At 70.1% G+C, this 17381-nt stretch carries 16 protein-coding genes and 1 pseudogene; 8 read left to right on the forward strand and 9 right to left on the reverse strand.

All coding sequences use genetic code 11. The features are described 5' to 3' along the window. Window positions 1–51 precede the first annotated feature (51 nt). From AB0H43_RS24525 to AB0H43_RS24535, 3 genes are read right to left on the reverse strand one after another with little or no spacing between them, the layout of a single operon-like run. Window positions 52–786 carry an IclR family transcriptional regulator gene (locus AB0H43_RS24525; protein ID WP_360002707.1) on the reverse strand — a complete coding sequence of 245 codons (735 nt, stop codon included), beginning with the start codon at window positions 784–786 and terminating at the stop codon, window positions 52–54. An 18-nt stretch (window positions 787–804) separates the two neighbouring features. Beyond that, window positions 805–1536 (reverse strand): SDR family oxidoreductase, encoded by a 732-nt coding sequence (locus AB0H43_RS24530; RefSeq protein ID WP_360002709.1) that lies wholly within the window; start codon window positions 1534–1536, stop codon window positions 805–807. Beyond that, a complete protein-coding gene (locus AB0H43_RS24535; RefSeq protein WP_360002711.1) occupies window positions 1533–1967 on the reverse strand; it encodes a hypothetical protein in 435 nt (144 codons plus the stop codon). The genes AB0H43_RS24530 and AB0H43_RS24535 overlap by 4 nt, the downstream gene beginning before the upstream one ends. 197 nt (window positions 1968–2164) lie before the next feature. Here AB0H43_RS24535 and AB0H43_RS24540 point away from each other — a divergent pair, with 197 nt between their 5' ends. From AB0H43_RS24540 to AB0H43_RS24575, 8 genes and pseudogenes are all read left to right on the forward strand, one after another. Continuing rightward, window positions 2165–3088, forward strand: a complete 924-nt coding sequence (locus AB0H43_RS24540; protein WP_360002713.1) for a hypothetical protein — start codon at window positions 2165–2167, stop codon at window positions 3086–3088. 314 nt (window positions 3089–3402) lie between these two features. Beyond that, a complete protein-coding gene (aceE, locus tag AB0H43_RS24545; protein WP_360002715.1) occupies window positions 3403–6135 on the forward strand; it encodes a pyruvate dehydrogenase (acetyl-transferring), homodimeric type in 2733 nt (910 codons plus the stop codon). Window positions 6136–6524: 389 nt separating this feature from the next. Continuing rightward, window positions 6525–7628: pseudogene (gene rho, locus AB0H43_RS24550) on the forward strand (transcription termination factor Rho); the annotation flags it as partial. Window positions 7629–7721: 93 nt separating this feature from the next. Further along, entirely contained in the window at window positions 7722–8240 is a 519-nt protein-coding gene (locus tag AB0H43_RS24555) for a hypothetical protein (RefSeq protein WP_360002717.1), read from the forward strand. A 12-nt stretch (window positions 8241–8252) separates the two neighbouring features. Continuing rightward, complete coding sequence (locus AB0H43_RS24560; protein ID WP_360002719.1) at window positions 8253–8930, forward strand: response regulator transcription factor; 678 nt, start codon at window positions 8253–8255, stop codon at window positions 8928–8930. A gap of 5 nt (window positions 8931–8935) precedes the next feature. Next, the gene (locus tag AB0H43_RS24565; protein ID WP_360002721.1) at window positions 8936–10201 is read left to right on the forward strand and encodes a HAMP domain-containing sensor histidine kinase; all 1266 of its coding nucleotides are present in this window, start codon (window positions 8936–8938) and stop codon (window positions 10199–10201) included. Next, window positions 10198–11076 carry a Gmad2 immunoglobulin-like domain-containing protein gene (locus tag AB0H43_RS24570; protein WP_360002723.1) on the forward strand — a complete coding sequence of 293 codons (879 nt, stop codon included), beginning with the start codon at window positions 10198–10200 and terminating at the stop codon, window positions 11074–11076. The genes AB0H43_RS24565 and AB0H43_RS24570 overlap by 4 nt, the downstream gene beginning before the upstream one ends. Before the next feature lie 9 nt (window positions 11077–11085). Beyond that, window positions 11086–11490: a YjbQ family protein gene (locus tag AB0H43_RS24575; RefSeq protein ID WP_360002725.1), complete on the forward strand. Its 405-nt coding sequence runs from the start codon at window positions 11086–11088 to the stop codon at window positions 11488–11490. Window positions 11491–11632: 142 nt separating this feature from the next. Here AB0H43_RS24575 and AB0H43_RS24580 read toward each other — a convergent pair whose 3' ends face one another. The 6 genes from AB0H43_RS24580 to AB0H43_RS24605 form a co-directional block, all read right to left on the reverse strand. After that, window positions 11633–12976 carry an ABC transporter substrate-binding protein gene (locus AB0H43_RS24580; RefSeq protein WP_360002727.1) on the reverse strand — a complete coding sequence of 448 codons (1344 nt, stop codon included), beginning with the start codon at window positions 12974–12976 and terminating at the stop codon, window positions 11633–11635. Window positions 12977–13000: 24 nt separating this feature from the next. Beyond that, a complete protein-coding gene (locus AB0H43_RS24585) occupies window positions 13001–13822 on the reverse strand; it encodes a carbohydrate ABC transporter permease (protein ID WP_360002729.1) in 822 nt (273 codons plus the stop codon). Continuing rightward, entirely contained in the window at window positions 13819–14757 is a 939-nt protein-coding gene (locus AB0H43_RS24590; RefSeq protein WP_360002730.1) for a sugar ABC transporter permease, read from the reverse strand. The genes AB0H43_RS24585 and AB0H43_RS24590 overlap by 4 nt, the downstream gene beginning before the upstream one ends. Further along, a complete protein-coding gene (locus tag AB0H43_RS24595) occupies window positions 14754–15440 on the reverse strand; it encodes a glycerophosphodiester phosphodiesterase family protein (protein WP_360002731.1) in 687 nt (228 codons plus the stop codon). The genes AB0H43_RS24590 and AB0H43_RS24595 overlap by 4 nt, the downstream gene beginning before the upstream one ends. Before the next feature lie 149 nt (window positions 15441–15589). Beyond that, on the reverse strand, window positions 15590–16369 hold the full coding sequence (locus AB0H43_RS24600; RefSeq protein ID WP_360002733.1) for an inositol monophosphatase family protein: 780 nt from the start codon (window positions 16367–16369) through the stop codon (window positions 15590–15592). Further along, entirely contained in the window at window positions 16366–17370 is a 1005-nt protein-coding gene (locus AB0H43_RS24605; protein ID WP_360002735.1) for a 2-hydroxyacid dehydrogenase, read from the reverse strand. Before AB0H43_RS24605 ends, AB0H43_RS24600 begins: the two co-directional genes overlap by 4 nt. Between the last annotated feature and the right edge of the window lie 11 nt (window positions 17371–17381).

Here is a 17381-nt window from a genome sequence, read left to right on the forward strand (position 1 = left end):
GGATCCCTGATCCAGCGCCCAAACGGGCGCGCGACGGGGACGAGGCGACCGTCAGGGGGCGCCGAGGGCTTGGGACGCTTCGCGTGCCGCCGCCACGACGGCCGGCCCGAGCGCGTACGCCTCTTCGCCGGCAACCTCGTGTCGCAGCGTGGACACGCTCAGCCCGCCGATGATCTGGCCGGCGTGGTCGTGGACGGCCGCCCCGACGCACACGATCCCGGCTTCGTTCTCCTCGTCGTCGACCGCGTAGCCCTGTACGCGTACCTGGGCGAGGTCGGCCAGCAGCGCCGACGCCGTGGTGCGGGTGTTGGGCGTACGCCCCGGCAGCCCGGATCGTTCGCAGAACGCCGTGATCTCGTCGTCGGGTTGGGTCGCCAGGAGCGCCTTGCCGATGGCCGTCGAGTGCAGCTCGATCGTCATCCCGACCCGGGAGGTCATCTGATAGGGCCGGTGTCCCATCAGCTTCGCGATGTAGACCGCCTCATCCCCCGTACGCAAGGCGAAGTGCACCGTGTGCCCGGTCGCGTCCCGGAGGCGCGCCAATGCGGGAGCGGCCTGCCGGGCCGGGTCGAACCGGTGGGTGACTTTCCCGGCGAGCGTGAAGATCCGAGGTCCGGGGAGGTAACCGCCGTTGCCGTCGCTGCGGGCGAAGCCGCGTTCGATGAGCGCCTGCAGGATGCGGTGCACCGTCGACTTCGGCAGCCCGGTGGCGGTCGCGATGTCGGTCACGCGCTCGTGCTCGGCGAGGCTTTCCAGCACGTCGAAGGCCTTGTCGAGGGCGGTCATGGGCGCCAAGCGTAGCGGTCAGGCGCCGCCGGCCACACGCACCGTCGCCCCGGTCGTGAACGAAGCCTCGTCGCTGAGCAGCCACGCGATCGCGTACGCGATCTCCTCGGGCCGGCCGGCGCGGCCCAGCGGCAGGTTCGGGCCGATCCGGTCGGCCCGGCCGGGTTCGCCGCTGCCCGCGTGGAACTCCGTATGCGTCACGCCGGGCGAGACGGTGTTGACCCGGATGCCACGCGGACCCAGCTCTTTGGACAGTCCGACGGTCATCGCGTCCACGGCCGCTTTGCTGGCGGCGTAATGGATGTACTCGTTCGGGCTGCCGGTGGTGGCCGCGCCCGACGAGACGTTGACGATCGAGCCGCCCGCGCTCATCCGGCGGACCGCCTCCTGCGCGACCAGGAAGTAGCCGACCACGTTCACGTCGACGACGCGGCGGAGATCCGCCTCCGTCAGGTCGACGAACGGCCCGATGGGACTGCCGACCCCGGCGTTGTTGACGAGCCCGGTCACCGCGCCCAGCTCCGCCTCCGCCCGATCGAACAGGTGCGCCACCTCATCGCGTACCACTGTGTCCAGTTGGACCGAGATCGCGCGGACGCCGGTCGCCACCGCGGCCTGGACCACCTGGTCGGCCGCGGCCTGATCGCGGCGATAGCCCACGGCGAGATCGTGCCCCCGCTCCGCGAGCACGCGGCAGGTCGCCGCGCCGATGCCCCGACTGCCCCCGGTCACCACCGTCACCTTGGTCATGCGGGCGACTTTAAGACCTCAGGGGTACGCCGGAAGCCCCGGATGAGCAAGCTCACGCCGAGCAGGAACAGCAGCAGCCCGGCGACGCCGAGCAGGGTGGTCGGCGTCCCCTCCCAGAGGTACGCCTGACGCCCCCAGCCCCAGGCGGTCGCGCGGGCCTTCGGCCGCAGGAACGTCTGCTCGCTCGGGCCGCGCAGGGTGACCTGGCGCAGCTCGCCACCCTCCGGCCGGGCGTACGCATCGCAGCCGCCGTACAGTCCGGCGAGCGGCGGCGCGCCGAGCTCGCTGAGACACTCGTAGGAGTCGGAGCCGTCGTGCGAGACGGTCAGCCGTTGCCCGGCCAGGTGCGCGACCGCCGGGACGGTGGCGTTGACCAGGGGCACGAGCGAATAGCAGACGAGCAGGACTCCGAGCCACCGCAGCGCACGCATGGAGGGCAGACTATGCCCGGCCGGCTCCCACGCCTATCGCCCGTCCGGGGCGCGCTCCGGTCGTCTCCAGCGTTATCCCGGGATAACGCTGTTATGACGTCCGTGGAAGGCCGCGTCATCCCGGATACCGCGAAGCCGTCCTGATGTTGTCCACATCCGGCCGCTGTCCACAGCGCGGCCGATTCCGTGGTGGCCACGTGACGGGGTCCGGCCCCATCGTCGACGGCATGTCCCGGTCACCGCGTCGCCCGCCCGAGCTGCGCCGCCGAATCTTCCGCGGCAGCGAGGCCCGTCGACTCGGCCTGCTGACCAGCGCGGACCTTCGATCGACGGCTTGGCGGCGGCTTTTTCGCGACGTGTACACCGACGCGGACCTCCCGATCACCCACGACCTTCGCGCCAGGGCCGCCGGACGGTACGTCATCCCAGGCGACGCGGCGATCGCTGGACGCTCTGCGGCCGCGCTGCACGGCGCGAGTCTCATCCCTGCCGAGGCGCCGGTCGAGATCCTCAGTGCCCGGGACTTCGGTCCGGTGGCCGGGCTCAAGATCCACCGAGGGCCGCTGCCCGAGAATCACGTGGCTCCGGCGTACGGCGTCCGGGTCACCACGCCGGCCCGGACCTGCTGGGACCTGTGCCGATGGTGGCCGCCCGAGGAGGCGGTGGCCCACCTGGACCTCCTGCTGGCTCGCAGCGCCCCGAGCCTGCCGGACCTCACCGTCTTCATCGCCGGTCAGCGGGACGAGACGGGCTGGCGACGGGTCTCGGAGACGGTAGCGCTCGCCGATCCGCTCGCCGAGTCGCCGCAGGAGAGCCGGATACGCGTGGCGCTGATCCGGGCCGGGCTACCGCCGCCGGTGGGGCAGTACGTCCTGACCGACGCCGGCCGGTTCGTGGCCCGGTTCGACCTCGCCTGGCCCGCCGCGCGGGTCGCCGTCGAATACGACGGAGCCTGGCACGCCTCCCGCGAGCAGCTCGAACGCGACCGGGCTCGGCTCAACCGGGTCCTCGGCGCCGGATGGCTCGTCATCCACGTCACGGCCACCCGGATGCAGGACGACTTGCCGTCGCTCGTACGCGAGGTCCGCGCCGCCCTCCAGTCCCGCTCCCTCCAGGCGTGACCGGCGCCGTCGCGGCTTGGTCGGCGCGGCCCGGCCGGCCTCGGCGCGGCTTGAACGGCGCGGCTTGCCGGATAACCCGCTTGAACGGCGCGGCTTGCCGGATAACGCGGTGTTCGCGTGCGCGGAGGCAGCGTTATCCGGCATCCTGTGAGTGATCTTGCGATGTTACTGGTCAGTAGGCGTGTCGCGGATCGCATCCGTTCGCGTTCGGCGTGACGGGGACGGGGTCGGCGAGGCAGGATGAACATGACGTACCACTGTCACACAACACCAAATAACAAGGTCTACTTCCACACAAACGCGAGGGAACGCCTGTGTCCACCGAACGCAAGCGCCCGGTCATCAGCGACGGCCTGCCCAGCCAGCTGCCGGACATCGACCCGCAGGAAACGGCTGAATGGGTCGAGTCGCTCGACGGCGTGATCGACGAGCGCGGCGCCAAGCGCGCTCGCTATGTCATGCTCCGCCTGCTCGAACGAGCCCGCGAGCGCCAGGTGGGCGTACCCCCGCTCACCACGACCGACTACATCAACACCATCACCCCCGAGCGGGAGCCCTGGTTCCCCGGCGACGAGCACGTCGAGCGCCGGCTCCGGGCGTACATCCGCTGGAACGCCGCCATGGCCGTGCACCGCGCGCAGCGTCCGGGCATCGGCGTCGGCGGGCACATCTCGACCTTCGCCTCCAGCGCGAGCCTCTACGAGGTCGGCTTCAACCACTTCTTCCGGGGCAAGAACCATCCCGGCGGCGGCGACCAGATCTTCTACCAGGGGCACGCCTCCCCCGGCATGTACGCGCGCGCGTACCTTGAGGGCCGGCTGAGCGAGCAGCAGATGGACGGCTTCCGGCAGGAGCTGAGCCACCCGGGCGGCGGTCTGCCGTCCTACCCGCACCCGCGCCTCATGCCGGACTTCTGGGAGTTCCCGACGGTCTCCATGGGCCTCGGCGGCGTCAACGCCATCTACCAGGCCCGGTTCAACCGCTACCTGCAGCACCGGGGCATCAAGGACACGTCCGACCAGCGAGTATGGGCGTTCCTCGGCGACGGCGAGATGGACGAGCCGGAGACGCTGGGCGCGATCGGCGTCGCCGCTCGTGAGGAGCTGGACAACCTCACCTTCGTCATCAACTGCAACCTGCAGCGGCTCGACGGCCCGGTCCGGGGCAACGGCAAGGTCATCCAGGAGCTGGAGGCCTTCTTCCGGGGCGCCGGCTGGAACGTCATCAAGGTCATCTGGGGTCGCGAGTGGGACCCGCTGCTCGCCGCCGACACCGACGGTGCGCTGGTGAACCTGATGAACGCCACGCCCGACGGCGACTACCAGACGTACAAGGCGGAGTCCGGGGCGTACGTGCGGGAGCACTTCTTCGGCCGCGACCCGCGGACCCGCAAGATGGTCGAGCACATGAGCGACGACGAGGTCTGGGGCCTCAAGCGCGGCGGGCACGACTACCGCAAGCTGTACGCGGCCTACAAGGCGGCCACCGAGCACACCGGCCAGCCGACCGTGATCCTCGCCAAGACGATCAAGGGCTGGACGCTGGGCTCGCACTTCGAGGGCCGCAACGCGACGCACCAGATGAAGAAGCTGACCCTGGACGACCTCAAGTCCTTCCGGGACCGCCTCTACCTCGACATCCCCGACTCGGTCCTTGAGGCCAACCCGTACGAGCCGCCCTACTTCCACCCGGGCAAGGACTCCGACGAGTACCAGTACCTGATGGAGCGGCGGAACACCCTCGGCGGCAGCCTGCCGAGCAGGCGGACCGAGAGCAAGAAGCTGGTCCTGCCGGGCGACGACCTCTACAAGGACATCAAGAAGGGCTCGGGCAAGCAGAAGGTCGCCACCACGATGGCCTTCGTCCGGCTCTTCAAGGACCTGATGCGGGACAAGAACATCGGCCCGCGCTGGGTGCCGATCATCCCGGACGAGGCCCGCACCTTCGGCATGGACTCGCTCTTCCCGACGGCGAAGATCTACTCGCCGCACGGGCAGACCTACACGCCGGTCGACCGGGAACTGTTCCTCTCCTACAAGGAGTCGACCGCCGGGCAGATCCTGCACGAGGGCATCAACGAGGTCGGCTCGGTCGGCTCGTTCACCGCCGCCGGCAGCTCGTACGCCACCCACGACGAGCCGATGATCCCGGTCTACATCTTCTACTCGATGTTCGGGTTCCAGCGCACCGCCGACGGGCTCTGGGCGGCCGCCGACCAGATGGCGCGCGGCTTCCTGCTCGGGGCGACCGCTGGGCGTACCACGCTCAACGGTGAGGGCCTCCAGCACGAGGACGGCCATTCGCTGCTGCTCGCGGCGACGAACCCGGCCGCGCTCGCGTACGATCCGGCGTTCGCCTTCGAGATCGCCCACATCGTGCAGGACGGCCTGCGGCGCATGTACGGCGAGAAGCCGGAGGACGTCTACTACTACCTGACGGTCTACAACGAGCCGATCACGCAGCCGGTCGAGCCGGAGAACGTGGACGTCAACGGCATCCTCAAGGGCCTCTACCGGTACTCCCCGGCCACCGGCGACGGGCCGAAGGCGCACATCCTGGCCTCCGGCATCGGCATGCAGTGGGCGATGCGCGCCCAGGAACTGCTCGCCCAGGACTGGGGCGTCTCGGCCGACGTCTGGTCCGCGACGAGCTGGACGGAGCTGCGCCGGGACGCCGTCGAGTGCGAGCAGCACAACCTGCTCAACCCCGACTCGCCGCGTACGCCGTATGTGGCGCAGGCCCTGGCCGGTTCGCCCGGCCCGAAGGTGGCCGTCTCCGACTGGATGCGCGCCGTCCCGGACCTGATCGCCCGCTGGGTCCCGGGTGACTACACCTCGCTGGGCACCGACGGGTTCGGCCTGTCCGACACCCGGTCGGCGCTGCGCCGTCACTTCCACGTCGACGCCGAGTCGATCGTGGTCGCGACGCTGTCCCAGCTCGCCCAGCGCGGCGAGGTCCCGGCCAGCGTGGTCGCCGACGCCTCCCGCAAGTACGCGATCGAGGACGTCACGGCCGCCCCGGCCGGCGAGACCGGCGGCGACTCGTAACTCTGCCGTACCTCGAAGGGCGCCGGACGATGTCCGGCGCCCTTTGCGTCGGTCCCAACGGTGATCCCTTGACTGATGCGTTTGCGGGCTCAGCGGAGATCAACTTGCCCCAAAACGTACCAGTCGAGCGATCCCGGCCCAGTGCGCGCCGTTGCGCGCGGCGTACGCAGTGAGCTACCTTCTGCGTAGCACCCGCTGATGCCGGCGTGGACTTCCCGCCCCAGTGGTGCTCGTTTTCCCGGTCTGATCCGCATTTCCGTCTTCATCCGACGATGCGTCGACCGTTCCTCTCAGCGCCGTTCGCGCAGCGTACGCGACGCGCTTCCCACCGGTGCACAGCCGTGCCCGGTGCGACTCTTCCTGTTCAGGAGCTTTCCATGACCAACGAAATCACCGGAGTCGTCGACCTCCGCAACGACGGGCACGGCTTCGTCCGTGTCGACGGTTATCTGCCCGGCGACGACGACGCGTACCTGTCGAAGGGCGTGATCCAGAAGCACGGCCTGCGCCGGGGCGACTGGATCGAGGCGGTGACCGTGCTCGGCGAGGCCCGGGATCGGCGTCCCCGCCGTCCGGCCGTGACCGAGGTGACCACGGTGAACGGGGTCCCCGCCGGTTCGGCGCCGGACCGCCCGGACTTCTACGCGCTGACGCCGCTGTTTCCCACCGAGCGGATGCGGCTGGAGACTGAGCCGCACATTCTCACGACGAGGATTGTGGACCTGCTGACGCCCATCGGGAAAGGGCAGCGGGCTCTGGTCGTCTCACCGCCGAAGGCTGGCAAAACCCTTGTGCTGCAAGCGATCGCCCATGCCGTCTCGGTGAACCACCCGGCGGCGCACCTCATGGCGGTGCTCGTGGACGAGCGTCCGGAGGAGGTCACCGACATGGCCCGCACCGTACGCGGAGAGGTGGTCGCGTCCACTTTCGACCGTCCGCCGTCGGACCACATCGCGGTCGCCGAGCTGGCGATCGAGCGGGCGAAGCGGCTCGTCGAGCTGGGGCGGGACGTCGTCGTCGTGCTCGACTCGATCACCCGGCTGGGGCGTGCCTACAACTTGGCCGCCCCGGCGAACGGGCGCATCATGACGGGCGGCATCGAGGCGGGGGCACTGCACGCGCCCAAGCGCTTCCTGGGCGCGGCCCGGAACCTCGAAGGCGGCGGTTCGCTGACCATCATCGCGACCGCGCTGGTCGAGACGGGGTCGATGGGCGACACGGTGATCTTCGAGGAGTTCAAGAGCACCGGGAACGCCGAGCTGCGGCTGCTGCGCGGGCTGGCCGAGCGGCGGATCTTCCCGGCGGTCGACGTCGAGGCCTCCGGTACGCGTCGCGAAGAACTGCTGCTCCCGCCGGACGAACTGGCCCTCGTACGCCGTCTCCGGCAGGCGTTGCATCACCTGGACGGGCAGGCGACCGGCGAGCAGGTGGTGGAGCGGCTCCGGAAGACGTCGAGCAACGCCGAGTTCCTCCTCCAGATCGCCCGCGCCTGACGCCGGCAGACTGGCCGGACGATCCCCGAGCGGTTACCTGACGGTTACCTGCCTGCGAAGCTCCCGTGCCCCACCGAGCCCACCCTGACCGGCATGAGGATGAAGATCTGGCTGACCGCGGCGATCATCATCGCGAGCGGGTTCGGCGTAGGAGGAACAGCGCAGGCGGCCGCGCCGTACTGCGGAATCACGTGGGGCAGCGGCGGCAAGTCGGCCGGCGCGCTGACGCAGGCGCAGTTGCTGACCGTGCGTACGGGCCGGCACGACTGCTATGACCGGGTCGTGTTCGAGTTCGAGGGGGCCGCGAGCGGCTACCGCACGGCGTATGGGGAGGCGTACACGCAGGGCACCGGCCTGCCGCTGTCGCCGTACACCGCCGGTGGGGCGGTCATCCAGGTCGTGCTGCTGGAACCGGCTTCGTACGCCACCGGCCGGCACGTGGCGACAGTCGTCCCGTACCGAACGTTGCGGGACGTCGTCGCGGGCGGCACCGCCGAGGGGTACACGACCTTCGCGATCGGCGTTCGGGCGCGCCTGCCGTACCGGGTGTTCACCCTGAACGGGCCGGGCACCCACAGCCGGATAGTCGTCGACGTCGCGCACCAGTGGTGAGACCATCCAGGCATGGAGGCGGATCTGCTGGTCGTCGAGGATGACGCCGCTATTCGCGAGGTGACCGTCTTGGGGCTGCGCCGGGCCGGGTTCCGCGTCGGCGCGGCCGTCGACGGCGCTCAGGCGCTGGCGGCGTGGCGGTCGCACGAGCCGGATCTCGTCGTCCTCGACGTCATGTTGCCCCTGGTCGACGGGCTGGAGGTGTGCCGGCAGATCCGCCGGTCCAGTCAGGTGCCCATCTTGATGCTGACCGCGCGGACGGACACCATCGACGTGGTGGTCGGGCTGGAGTGCGGGGCCGACGACTATGTGAAGAAGCCGTTCGACCTGCCGGAACTGGTCGCCCGGGTGCGGGCGTTGTTGCGCCGGGCGTCGGCGGTCCCGGAGGAGGGCGTCCTGTCCGTCGGCGGGCTGGAGATCGACCCCGCACGCTTCACCGTCCACAAAGGCGGCCGCGAGCTGGCGCTCACCGCCACGGAATTCCGGCTGCTCCTGGAACTCGCCCGGCGGCCCGGCCAGGTCTTCACCCGCGAGCTTCTGCTCGACCGCGTCTGGTCCTACCCGTACCTCGGCGACTCGCGGCTCGTCGACGTCGCGGTCCAGCGCCTGCGGGCGAAGGTCGAGGACGACCCGGCCCGTCCCGAGCTGGTGCGCACGGTCCGCGGCGCCGGCTACAAGCTGTCCGGGTAGCGGCCATGAGGGCGCGCGCGGTCCCGCCCGGCCGGCTCCGACGCCGGCTGACCATCGCGTTCGTCCTGGTCGCGGGAATTTCCGCGGGTGCGCTGGCGGCCGGCTCCTATCTACTGGTACGCCAGGCGCGGCTGGACGACTCGCTCCAGCAGACGGCGTCCGACGTACGCCCGCAGCTGATCGCCGCCCGCCAGTTCCTTCCGCTGGACGGCGAACGGCAGGACAACCTGCTCGCGGCGTACGAGAGCAGCGGCCGCCACGTCGTCCTGGTCGCCGAAGGGGAGACGACCGCCTCGAATCCGGCGTACGCCCCGGTGCTCAGCCCGGCGTTGCGAGCAGAGGTGGCCGCCGGCCGGATCGCCTTCGATCGTCCGGAAACAACGCGGATGCTGGTCGTGGGCGGGCGCATCCCGGGTTCGACCGCGCAGCTCTACGTCGTCCGCTCGGAGGACCGGATCCATTCCGATCTGGATCAGCTGCGGGCGGTTCTCATCGCCGGGTGGCTGGCCGTGGTGCTGCTCGCCGCCCTGGTCGGGCGCCTGCTCGCGCGGCGTACCCTCGATCCGGCCATCGCCTGGGAGCGCCGGTTCACCGCTGACGTGGCCCACGAACTGCGTACGCCGGTCACGTCGCTGGTGGCGGCGGCGTCGCTGCTCGCCGAGCAGGTCGAGGACTTGCCCGACGGCGTACGCCGACCGGCCGAGCTGCTCATCGGCGACGTCGTCCGATTACGGCGGCTGATCGAGGAGTTGATGGAGATCTCCCGGCTGGACGCCGGACGGGAGCACGTGACCGCGGCGACCGTGGATCCGCTCGCGCTGCTTCGCGCGCTCGCCGCCGCCCACGACTGGCCCGTCACGATCGACGGGGACACCGTCGGCCTCCGTACCGATCCGAGACGGCTGGAGCGCGTACTCGCGAATCTTCTCGCGAACGCCGCGGAGCACGGAGCCGAGCCGATCCGCGCGACCGTACGCGGTGACGCGCGGACGGTGACCGTCGTGGTGAGCGACGCCGGTCCAGGCATCTCGCCGGAACACCTGCCGCACGTCTTCGACCGGTTCTACCAGGCCGACCCGGCGCGCAGCAGCCAGGGCAGCGGTCTCGGCCTGGCCATCGCGCAGGAGAACGCGCGGCTCCTCGGCGGCCGGGTGACGATCACGAGCGAGCCGGGTCGAGGCACCGAGGCGCGACTGGATCTGCCTGTTACGCAACGGTTACTCCGCGGTGAAGCCGCTGCGGACCAAGCCGAGGAGGGTGCTCGGTCATGAAGCGATTCCTTGTCACCATCGTGCTCGTGACGGCCGTCGCCGGGTGTACGCCCAAGTCGGGCTCACTGGGCGAGGCGCCCACCGGCGCCCCGCCGACGAGCGCCGCCGCGACGCCGACCCTTCCACCGGCCGAGTCGCCGCCCGCCCAGCCGACGGGCACGCCCGGCCAGGCCACATCGGCCAAGCCCGCCGGGACCGTGACCATCAGCCTGTGGCTCGTCCGCGACGGACGGATCGCCTACACGCAGCGGACCCGCCCGGCGACCCAGTCGACCTCGCAGCTGGCCCTCACCGAGCTGGCCGCCGGACCGACGACGGTCGAGGCATCCGCCGGGCTGACCACCGGATTCCCCGGCGGAACCACCTTCCGCATCGTCGGCATCAGCAACGGCGTCGAGACGGTCAGCTTCCCCGCCGGGTTCTACGACGGCGGTCGCGACGCCGCCCGCCTGCGCCAGGCGCAGGTGGTCTACACGCTGACCCAGTTCGCCACGGTCACCAAGGTCGCGTTCCAGCGTGACGGCACGGCGCTGGCCGCACCCGTCGGCCGGGGCGACTACACCGATCTGCTGCCCGCGATCGTGGTGACGAACCCGGTCATCGGACAGCGACGCGGCAGCCCGATCACGGTCGCCGGGACGGCCGACGTCTTCGAGGCCACGGTGAACATCCGGGTCCTCGACGCCGCCGGAAAGCAGATCGCCACCACGTTCACCACCGCGACCTGCGGCTCCGGCTGCCGGGGGTCGTTCAGCGTACGGGTGTCCTTCCGGGTCGGCCGGGACCAGGCGGGCATCGTCGAGGTCTTCTGGATCTCGCCGAACGACAGCTCACATCAGGACGTCGTCCGGATCCCGGTGACCCTGCTCGCCTAGTCTGGGCTCGTGGAGAGCACTGTGATCACCGTACGCACCGGCGGCCGACCCTCGGTCGTGGACCTCACCGGCCAGGCCGCCGACTTCGTAGCCGGCCGCGGCGACGGGTTGCTGCACGTCTTCGCACCGCACGCCACGGCCGGCATCGCGATCATCGAGACCGGCGCGGGCAGCGACGACGACCTGCTGACCGCCCTCGACGACCTGCTGCCCACCGACGACCGCTGGCGGCACCGGCACGGCTCACCCGGACACGGCCGCGATCACGTGCTGCCCGCCTTCATCGCCCCGTACGCGACCCTGCCGGTGCTCGGCAGCCGTATCGCGCTGGGCACCTGGCAGTCGATCTGCCTCGTCGATCCGAACGGGGACAACCCGACTCGCCAGGTGCGCTTCAGCTTCCTCGCGGGCTGACCGCGCCGACAGCTCGGCGCTCGCAGCTGTTGGCGCTGGATCAGGGATCCAGGTCGAATCATGGTTCAAGATTCGGCCGGGATCCCTGATCCAGCGTCGAATGCAGCCGGCGGCCGGCACCCAGTGCGGGTGGCGGGCGAGATCAGATGTGCTTGGAGATGGCGTCGCGCACGCTGTCGGTGCTCTTGCGCAGCTCCGTCGCCACCTCCTTGAAGACCTCCTGGGCCGGTTTGTTGTCGGCGTAGATCTTCTGCAGGCCGCCGTAGATCGTCTTGTTCGCGTTCGGCACCATCAGCCGCACGATGTCCTGCGCCTGCGTCTTCGGCAGCTGGTCGACGGCCACCTTGAAGGCGGGGCGCTCGGTGAAGCGCTGCTTCATCGCCGGGGCGTCCAGGGCGGCCTTCGTCGCCGGCAGGTATCCGGTGTCGACCGACCACTGGGCGGCGTTGTCGGCCTGCGCCGCGAACTTGATGAACTCGAACGCGGCCTGCTTGCGGTCCTTCGGCACCCCGGCGAGCAGCGACAGGCCACCGCCGCCGGTCGGGCAGCCGAACTTCTTCTGCTCCGGGACGAAGGCCGCGCCGACCTCGAACTTGGCGTCCTTGAGCAGGCTGCCGAGCGTACCGGTGGACTCCTGGAGGGTGGCGATCAGGCCGTTGGCGAAGTCGACCTTCGGGCTCTTGGCCATGTACGCCTGCTTGTCGGTGTGGATGAGCGCGCGCTGGAACTCGCCCGCCTCGACCGCCCCGCCCTGGTCGATGGTGACGTCCAGGTTCTTCGAGTAGTTGCCGTCCCACTGCCAGACCGCGCCCTGGAACATCCAGTCGCCGTCCACCTGCGGGTACGCGTGCAGCTTGGGCGCCTGGCCGTTGACCTTCACCTTCTGCAGCTCGGGCGCCCACTCGCGCAGTTCGGCCCACGTCTTGGGCCCCCGGTCGGGCAGCCCGGCCTGGGCGAACATCGTCTTGTTGTAGTAGAAGAGCGGCGTGCTGCGGCCGAACGGCACCCACCAGGTCTCGTTCTTGACCGTGCCCTCGGCGATCAGGGTGTCGACGTAGTCCGTGGTCGCGAGGCCGTTGCCGAAGTAGCCCGTGAGTGGTTCGAGGGCGTCGTTGAGGTAGAACTTCCGCCAGGTCACCTCGGAGAAGATGCACATGTCCGGCACCTGCCGGGCCTGCATCCCGGCGGCGAGTTTCTGGGCGACCTCGTCGTAGGTGCCCTGGAACTGCGCCTCCAGGTAGATGTTCTGCTGGGAGTCGTTGAACTTGCCGACCAGTTTGGTGAAGGCGTCGCCGGTGGCGCCCGTGTAGGGGAACCAGATGACCACGCGCTGACGCTTGCCGTATTGCGCGGGGACCTTGCCCTCGGGCTGGGAGAAGCCACCGGCGCCGCCGCCGGAGCCACCGCCGCAGGCGGCGAGCGGGGCGGCGAGCAGGGCGCCACCGGCGAGGCCGAGGAGCCGGCGACGGCTGAGCGATGAAGTCATTGCCGATCCTTTCTTAGGGGGAGGTCAGCCCTTGACGGCGCCCTGGGTCAACCCGGCGACGATCTGGCGCTGAGCGATGAAGAAGACGACGAGGACGGGCAGCACCACGAAGACGGTGGCGGCCATGACGGCGCCCCAGTTCACGTAGCCCTCGGCGTTCTTGAGCAGAAGCAGGCCGACCGGGAGGGTCCGCATGCTGTTGGTGTTGGTCACGATGAGCGGCCAGACGAAGTCGTTCCACTTTCCGACCATCGACACGATGGTCACCGTGATCACCATCGGTTTGGACAGCGGCAGCACGACGCTGAACAGCCGGCGCAGGTGCCCGGCGCCGTCGACGCGCGCGGCGTCGATGATCTCGTCGGGCAGCGTCAGCATGTGCTGGCGCAGCAGGAACGCACCGAACGCCGAGGCCGCGCCGGGGATGACGATGCCCTGATAGGTGTTGATCCAGCCCAGCTCGGACACCGTGAGGTAGTTGGGCAGGAGCACCACGTGGCCGGGCACCATGAGCGCGGCGAGCAGGATGCCGAACAGCACCCGCTTGAACGGGAAGCGCAGGAAGACGAACGCGTACGCCGTGAGCACGGCGTTGGTCACCTCCAGCGCGGTGCCCGCCACCGTGGTGATGATGGAGTTCAGGTAGAAGTCGCCGAACGGGGCCGACCGCCACGCGTCGACGTAGTTGTGCCACTCGAAGCTGGTCGGCCACCAGGCCGGGGGGAACGAGTAGATGTCGGCCGACGGCTTGAGCGAGGAGGCGAACAGCCAGTACAGGGGGCCGACCATGATGACGCCGACGACCGTCAGCGACAGGTACAGGCTGAACTTGCGGGCGACGGTCATCGGTAGTGGACCTTCCGCTCGACGTACCGGGTCTGCAGCAGCGTGATCACCAGCAGGATCACGAACATGACGATGGCGCCGGCCCCGGCCGGTCCCGCCTCGAAGTCGCTGAAGCCCTTCTCGTAGACGTACCAGGAGAGGATGGTCGTCGAGCCGCCCGGGCCGCCGTCGGTCATCACGGCGATGACGTCGAACGCCTGGAACGACGAGATGATCGTGGTGATCATCAGGAAGAAGGTGACCGGCGAGAGCAGCGGCAGGGTGATCCGGCGGAACACCGTCCACGCGCTCGCGCCGTCCAGCGACGCCGACTCGTAGAGGTCTTTCGGCATACCTTGCAGGCCGGCCAGGTAGACGATGGCCGAGAAGCCGACGTTCTTCCAGAGGTACACGATCATCACGGCCGGCAGCGCCCAGCCCGAGTCGGTCAGCCAGGACGGCGAGCTCTGCCCGATCGCGGAGAACGCCACCCGGGACAGCCCGTAGTTCGGGTCGAAGATGAAGACCCAGGCCAGACCGACCGCGGCGCCCGACAGCACGTGCGGCGCGAAGACCATCGTGCGGACGACGCCGCGGCCCTTGAGCTTCTGGTTCAGCAGCAGCGCCACGCCGAGTCCCAGCACGAGGCTGCCGCCGACGATGCCGACCACGAAGATCACCGTCGTGAGCAGCACCTCCCGGAACTCGTGCCCGGTGAGCAGCTCCTGATAGTTCTCCAACCCGACGAACGTCGGCGTGGGCGCGATCAGGTTCCACGAGGTGAGGCTCAGGTACGCGTTGTAGATGACCGGCCAGTAGGAGAAGACCGCGAGCAGGATGAAGTTCGGCGCGACCAGGGCGGCGAACGTCAGGTACTCCCGGGCACGCTTCGGCTTCCGGCGTACCGGGGTCGCCGGCTGCTCGGTCGCTGGGCGTGCGGCCTCCAGAGTGCTCATGGCATCAGGGAGAGCAGCTCGGCGATGTCGTCGGCGACGAGCCCGTCGACCCCGTACGCGACCGCGGCGGCGACCTGCGCGGGATCGGCGAGCGGGCCGACCCACACCCGGTAGCCCTCCGAACGCATGCGGGGCACCTCGGCGGCGTCGGCGACGGCCCAGCGCGGGCCGAAGTACTGCGGCTTCATCGCGTCGAGCAGCTCGGCCGGGGCCGGGTTCTCCTCGGTCCAGTCCAGCCCGATGATCGCATCCGGCGTGTCCTGGCGCAGCTTGATCAGCGCCTCGCGGCCACCCCGCCGGGCCGCCACGAAGATGGCCCGCTCGAACGCGCCCGGCTTCTTGCGGAGCGCCTCGACGGCGGGGGCGACCACGTCGTCGGTCTTGAGGTCGACCAGGAAGGTGACGTCGTCGAACTCGTCGATCAGCTCGGCGAACTCCGGCACCTCGTACCCCTGGCCGTCGATCGCGCGCAGCTCGGCCAGGGTAAGGTCGGCGAACTGGGCGTCCACCCCCCAGAGCCGCTGCAGCGACGCGTCGTGCAGCAGGGCGATCCGGCCGTCCCGGGTCAGGCGCAGGTCGAACTCGAGGGTGTTGGCGCCCTTGTCGACCGCGGAGCGGAACGACGGCATGGTGTTCTCACGGTGCACCAACGGGTCACCCCGGTGCGCGATGGTCAGGAACACGGTCTCTCCTAACAGCACACGACTTAACGCTCTAGAGCGTTTTGATCACGGAAGCAGTTAACACGACAGACACACAACGAGCAAGAGGGAATGCGCCGCAAAGCGCTGACCGGCCGATAAAGCTGTTAGAAGCGATGTTAAGAAGGCGGTTAACGCACACCAACGAGCGAGAGAAGCTCGCTCAGCAGGTCCGGCGCGCCGGCGATGGTCTCGCCGGAGGCCATGGTGTGCGGGGCGCCCGTCCGGTCCACGACCAGAGCACCCGCCTCACGCGCGATGACGACGCCGGCCGCGGTGTCCCACGGCTTGTTCGCGAGCATCACCAGGGCGTCGAGCCGCCCCTCGGCCACCCAGACCAGGTCGATCGCGGCGCTGCCCAGCATGCGTACGCGCTGGACCCGGGGCACGAGGCGACCGGTGACGGCGAGCCGGTCGGCGTTCGCGGCCGCCGCACCCTCCCCCACCGCGTAGTCCCCGACGGCCACCACGGCGTCGGCCAGCCGGTCGACTCCGCTCGCCCGGATGGGCCGGCCGTCGGCGTACGCCCCTTCGCCCTCCACGGCGTGATAGCGCCGGTGCAGGAACGGGGTGTCGACCACCCCGAGGACGGGCACTCCGGCCGAGACCAGCCCCAACGAGACGGCCACGAGCGGTATGCCGTGCACGAGGTTCACCGTTCCGTCGACCGGATCGAGCACCCAGGTCAGTCCGTCGGTGGCACCGGCCGAGCCTTCCTCCTCGCCGAGGAACCCGACGTCCGGCGTACGCTCCGCCAGGAAGGACCGCACCGCGCGTTCGACCGCGTAGTCCACCTCGGACGCCATGTCCCGGTCGCCCTTGGCGGTCAGCACCCCGGGCAAACGCGTACGCAGCATCCCGGCGGCCAGATCGACGGCGTCCTGCGCGGCGGCCAGCAACGCCGCCGTCATGACCGGCCGTAGTGAGCGGCGACCTCAGCGGCGGCCAGCGTCGCCGCGCGTTCGGCGGTCTGCCGCGTCGCCCCGGCCAGGTGCGGTGTCAGCACCGTACCCGGAGCCTTCAGCAGCCGCGAGCCGGCCGGAATGGGCTCACTGTCGTAGACGTCGAAGGCCGCCGCGCCGAGGTGCCCGGAGTCCAGGGCGTCGACGACCGCCTCGTAGTCGAGCAGCCCGCCCCGGGCGGTGTTGACGAGCACCGAGCCCCGGGGCATCCGGGCGATCTGCGCCGAACCGATCATGTGGTGGTTCTCCGGGGTCAGCCGGGCGTGCAGGCTCACCGCCGTGCTGCGCTCCAGTAACTCGTCGAGCCCGACAAGCTCCACACCCTCCGGCGCGGTGGTGACGAAGGGGTCGTACACCAGCACCGTGGCGTCGAAGGCCCGCAGAATCCGGGCCACCCGCGCGCCGATCGCCCCGTATCCGATCAACCCGGCCGTACTTCCGGCCAGCTCACTGCCCACCGCGTCGAGGGCGTACAGGTCGCTGCGCCACTGCCCGTCGCGTACCCCTTGGTGGATCTGGGGGATCTGCCGCAGCGCGGCCAGCAACAGCGCCACGGCGTGTTCCGCCGCGGCGATCGCGTTACGGCCAGGCGTCGTGCGGACGGTTACCCCGTGGCGTTCCGCGGCCGGCAGGTTGACGTTGACCGGACCGCCGCGGCAGACCACGACCAGCTCCAGGTCAGGCGCGGCGGCGAGGACCCGTTCGGTGACCGGCGCCATCTGGGTGACCAGCACCCGAACCCCGGGCAGGGCGGCGATCAGCTCGTCCTCGGTGCCGGACGCCTCATCCACCTCGGCCACCGGCCCGAACGGGACGAGCGGCCAGGGCAGCGTCTGCTCCTGAACGACGACGGGGACGTCGGCCGTCCCGAGCGTGGCCTGGAGCGCGGCGGTGAGGAGGGACGGGGTGACGAAATGATCGCCGGTGGCGAGGATCTTGAGGGGTCGCATCATCACTTCCT

Source organism: Hamadaea sp. NPDC050747 (genome assembly GCF_040654195.1).
Lineage (GTDB): Bacteria > Actinomycetota > Actinomycetes > Mycobacteriales > Micromonosporaceae > Hamadaea.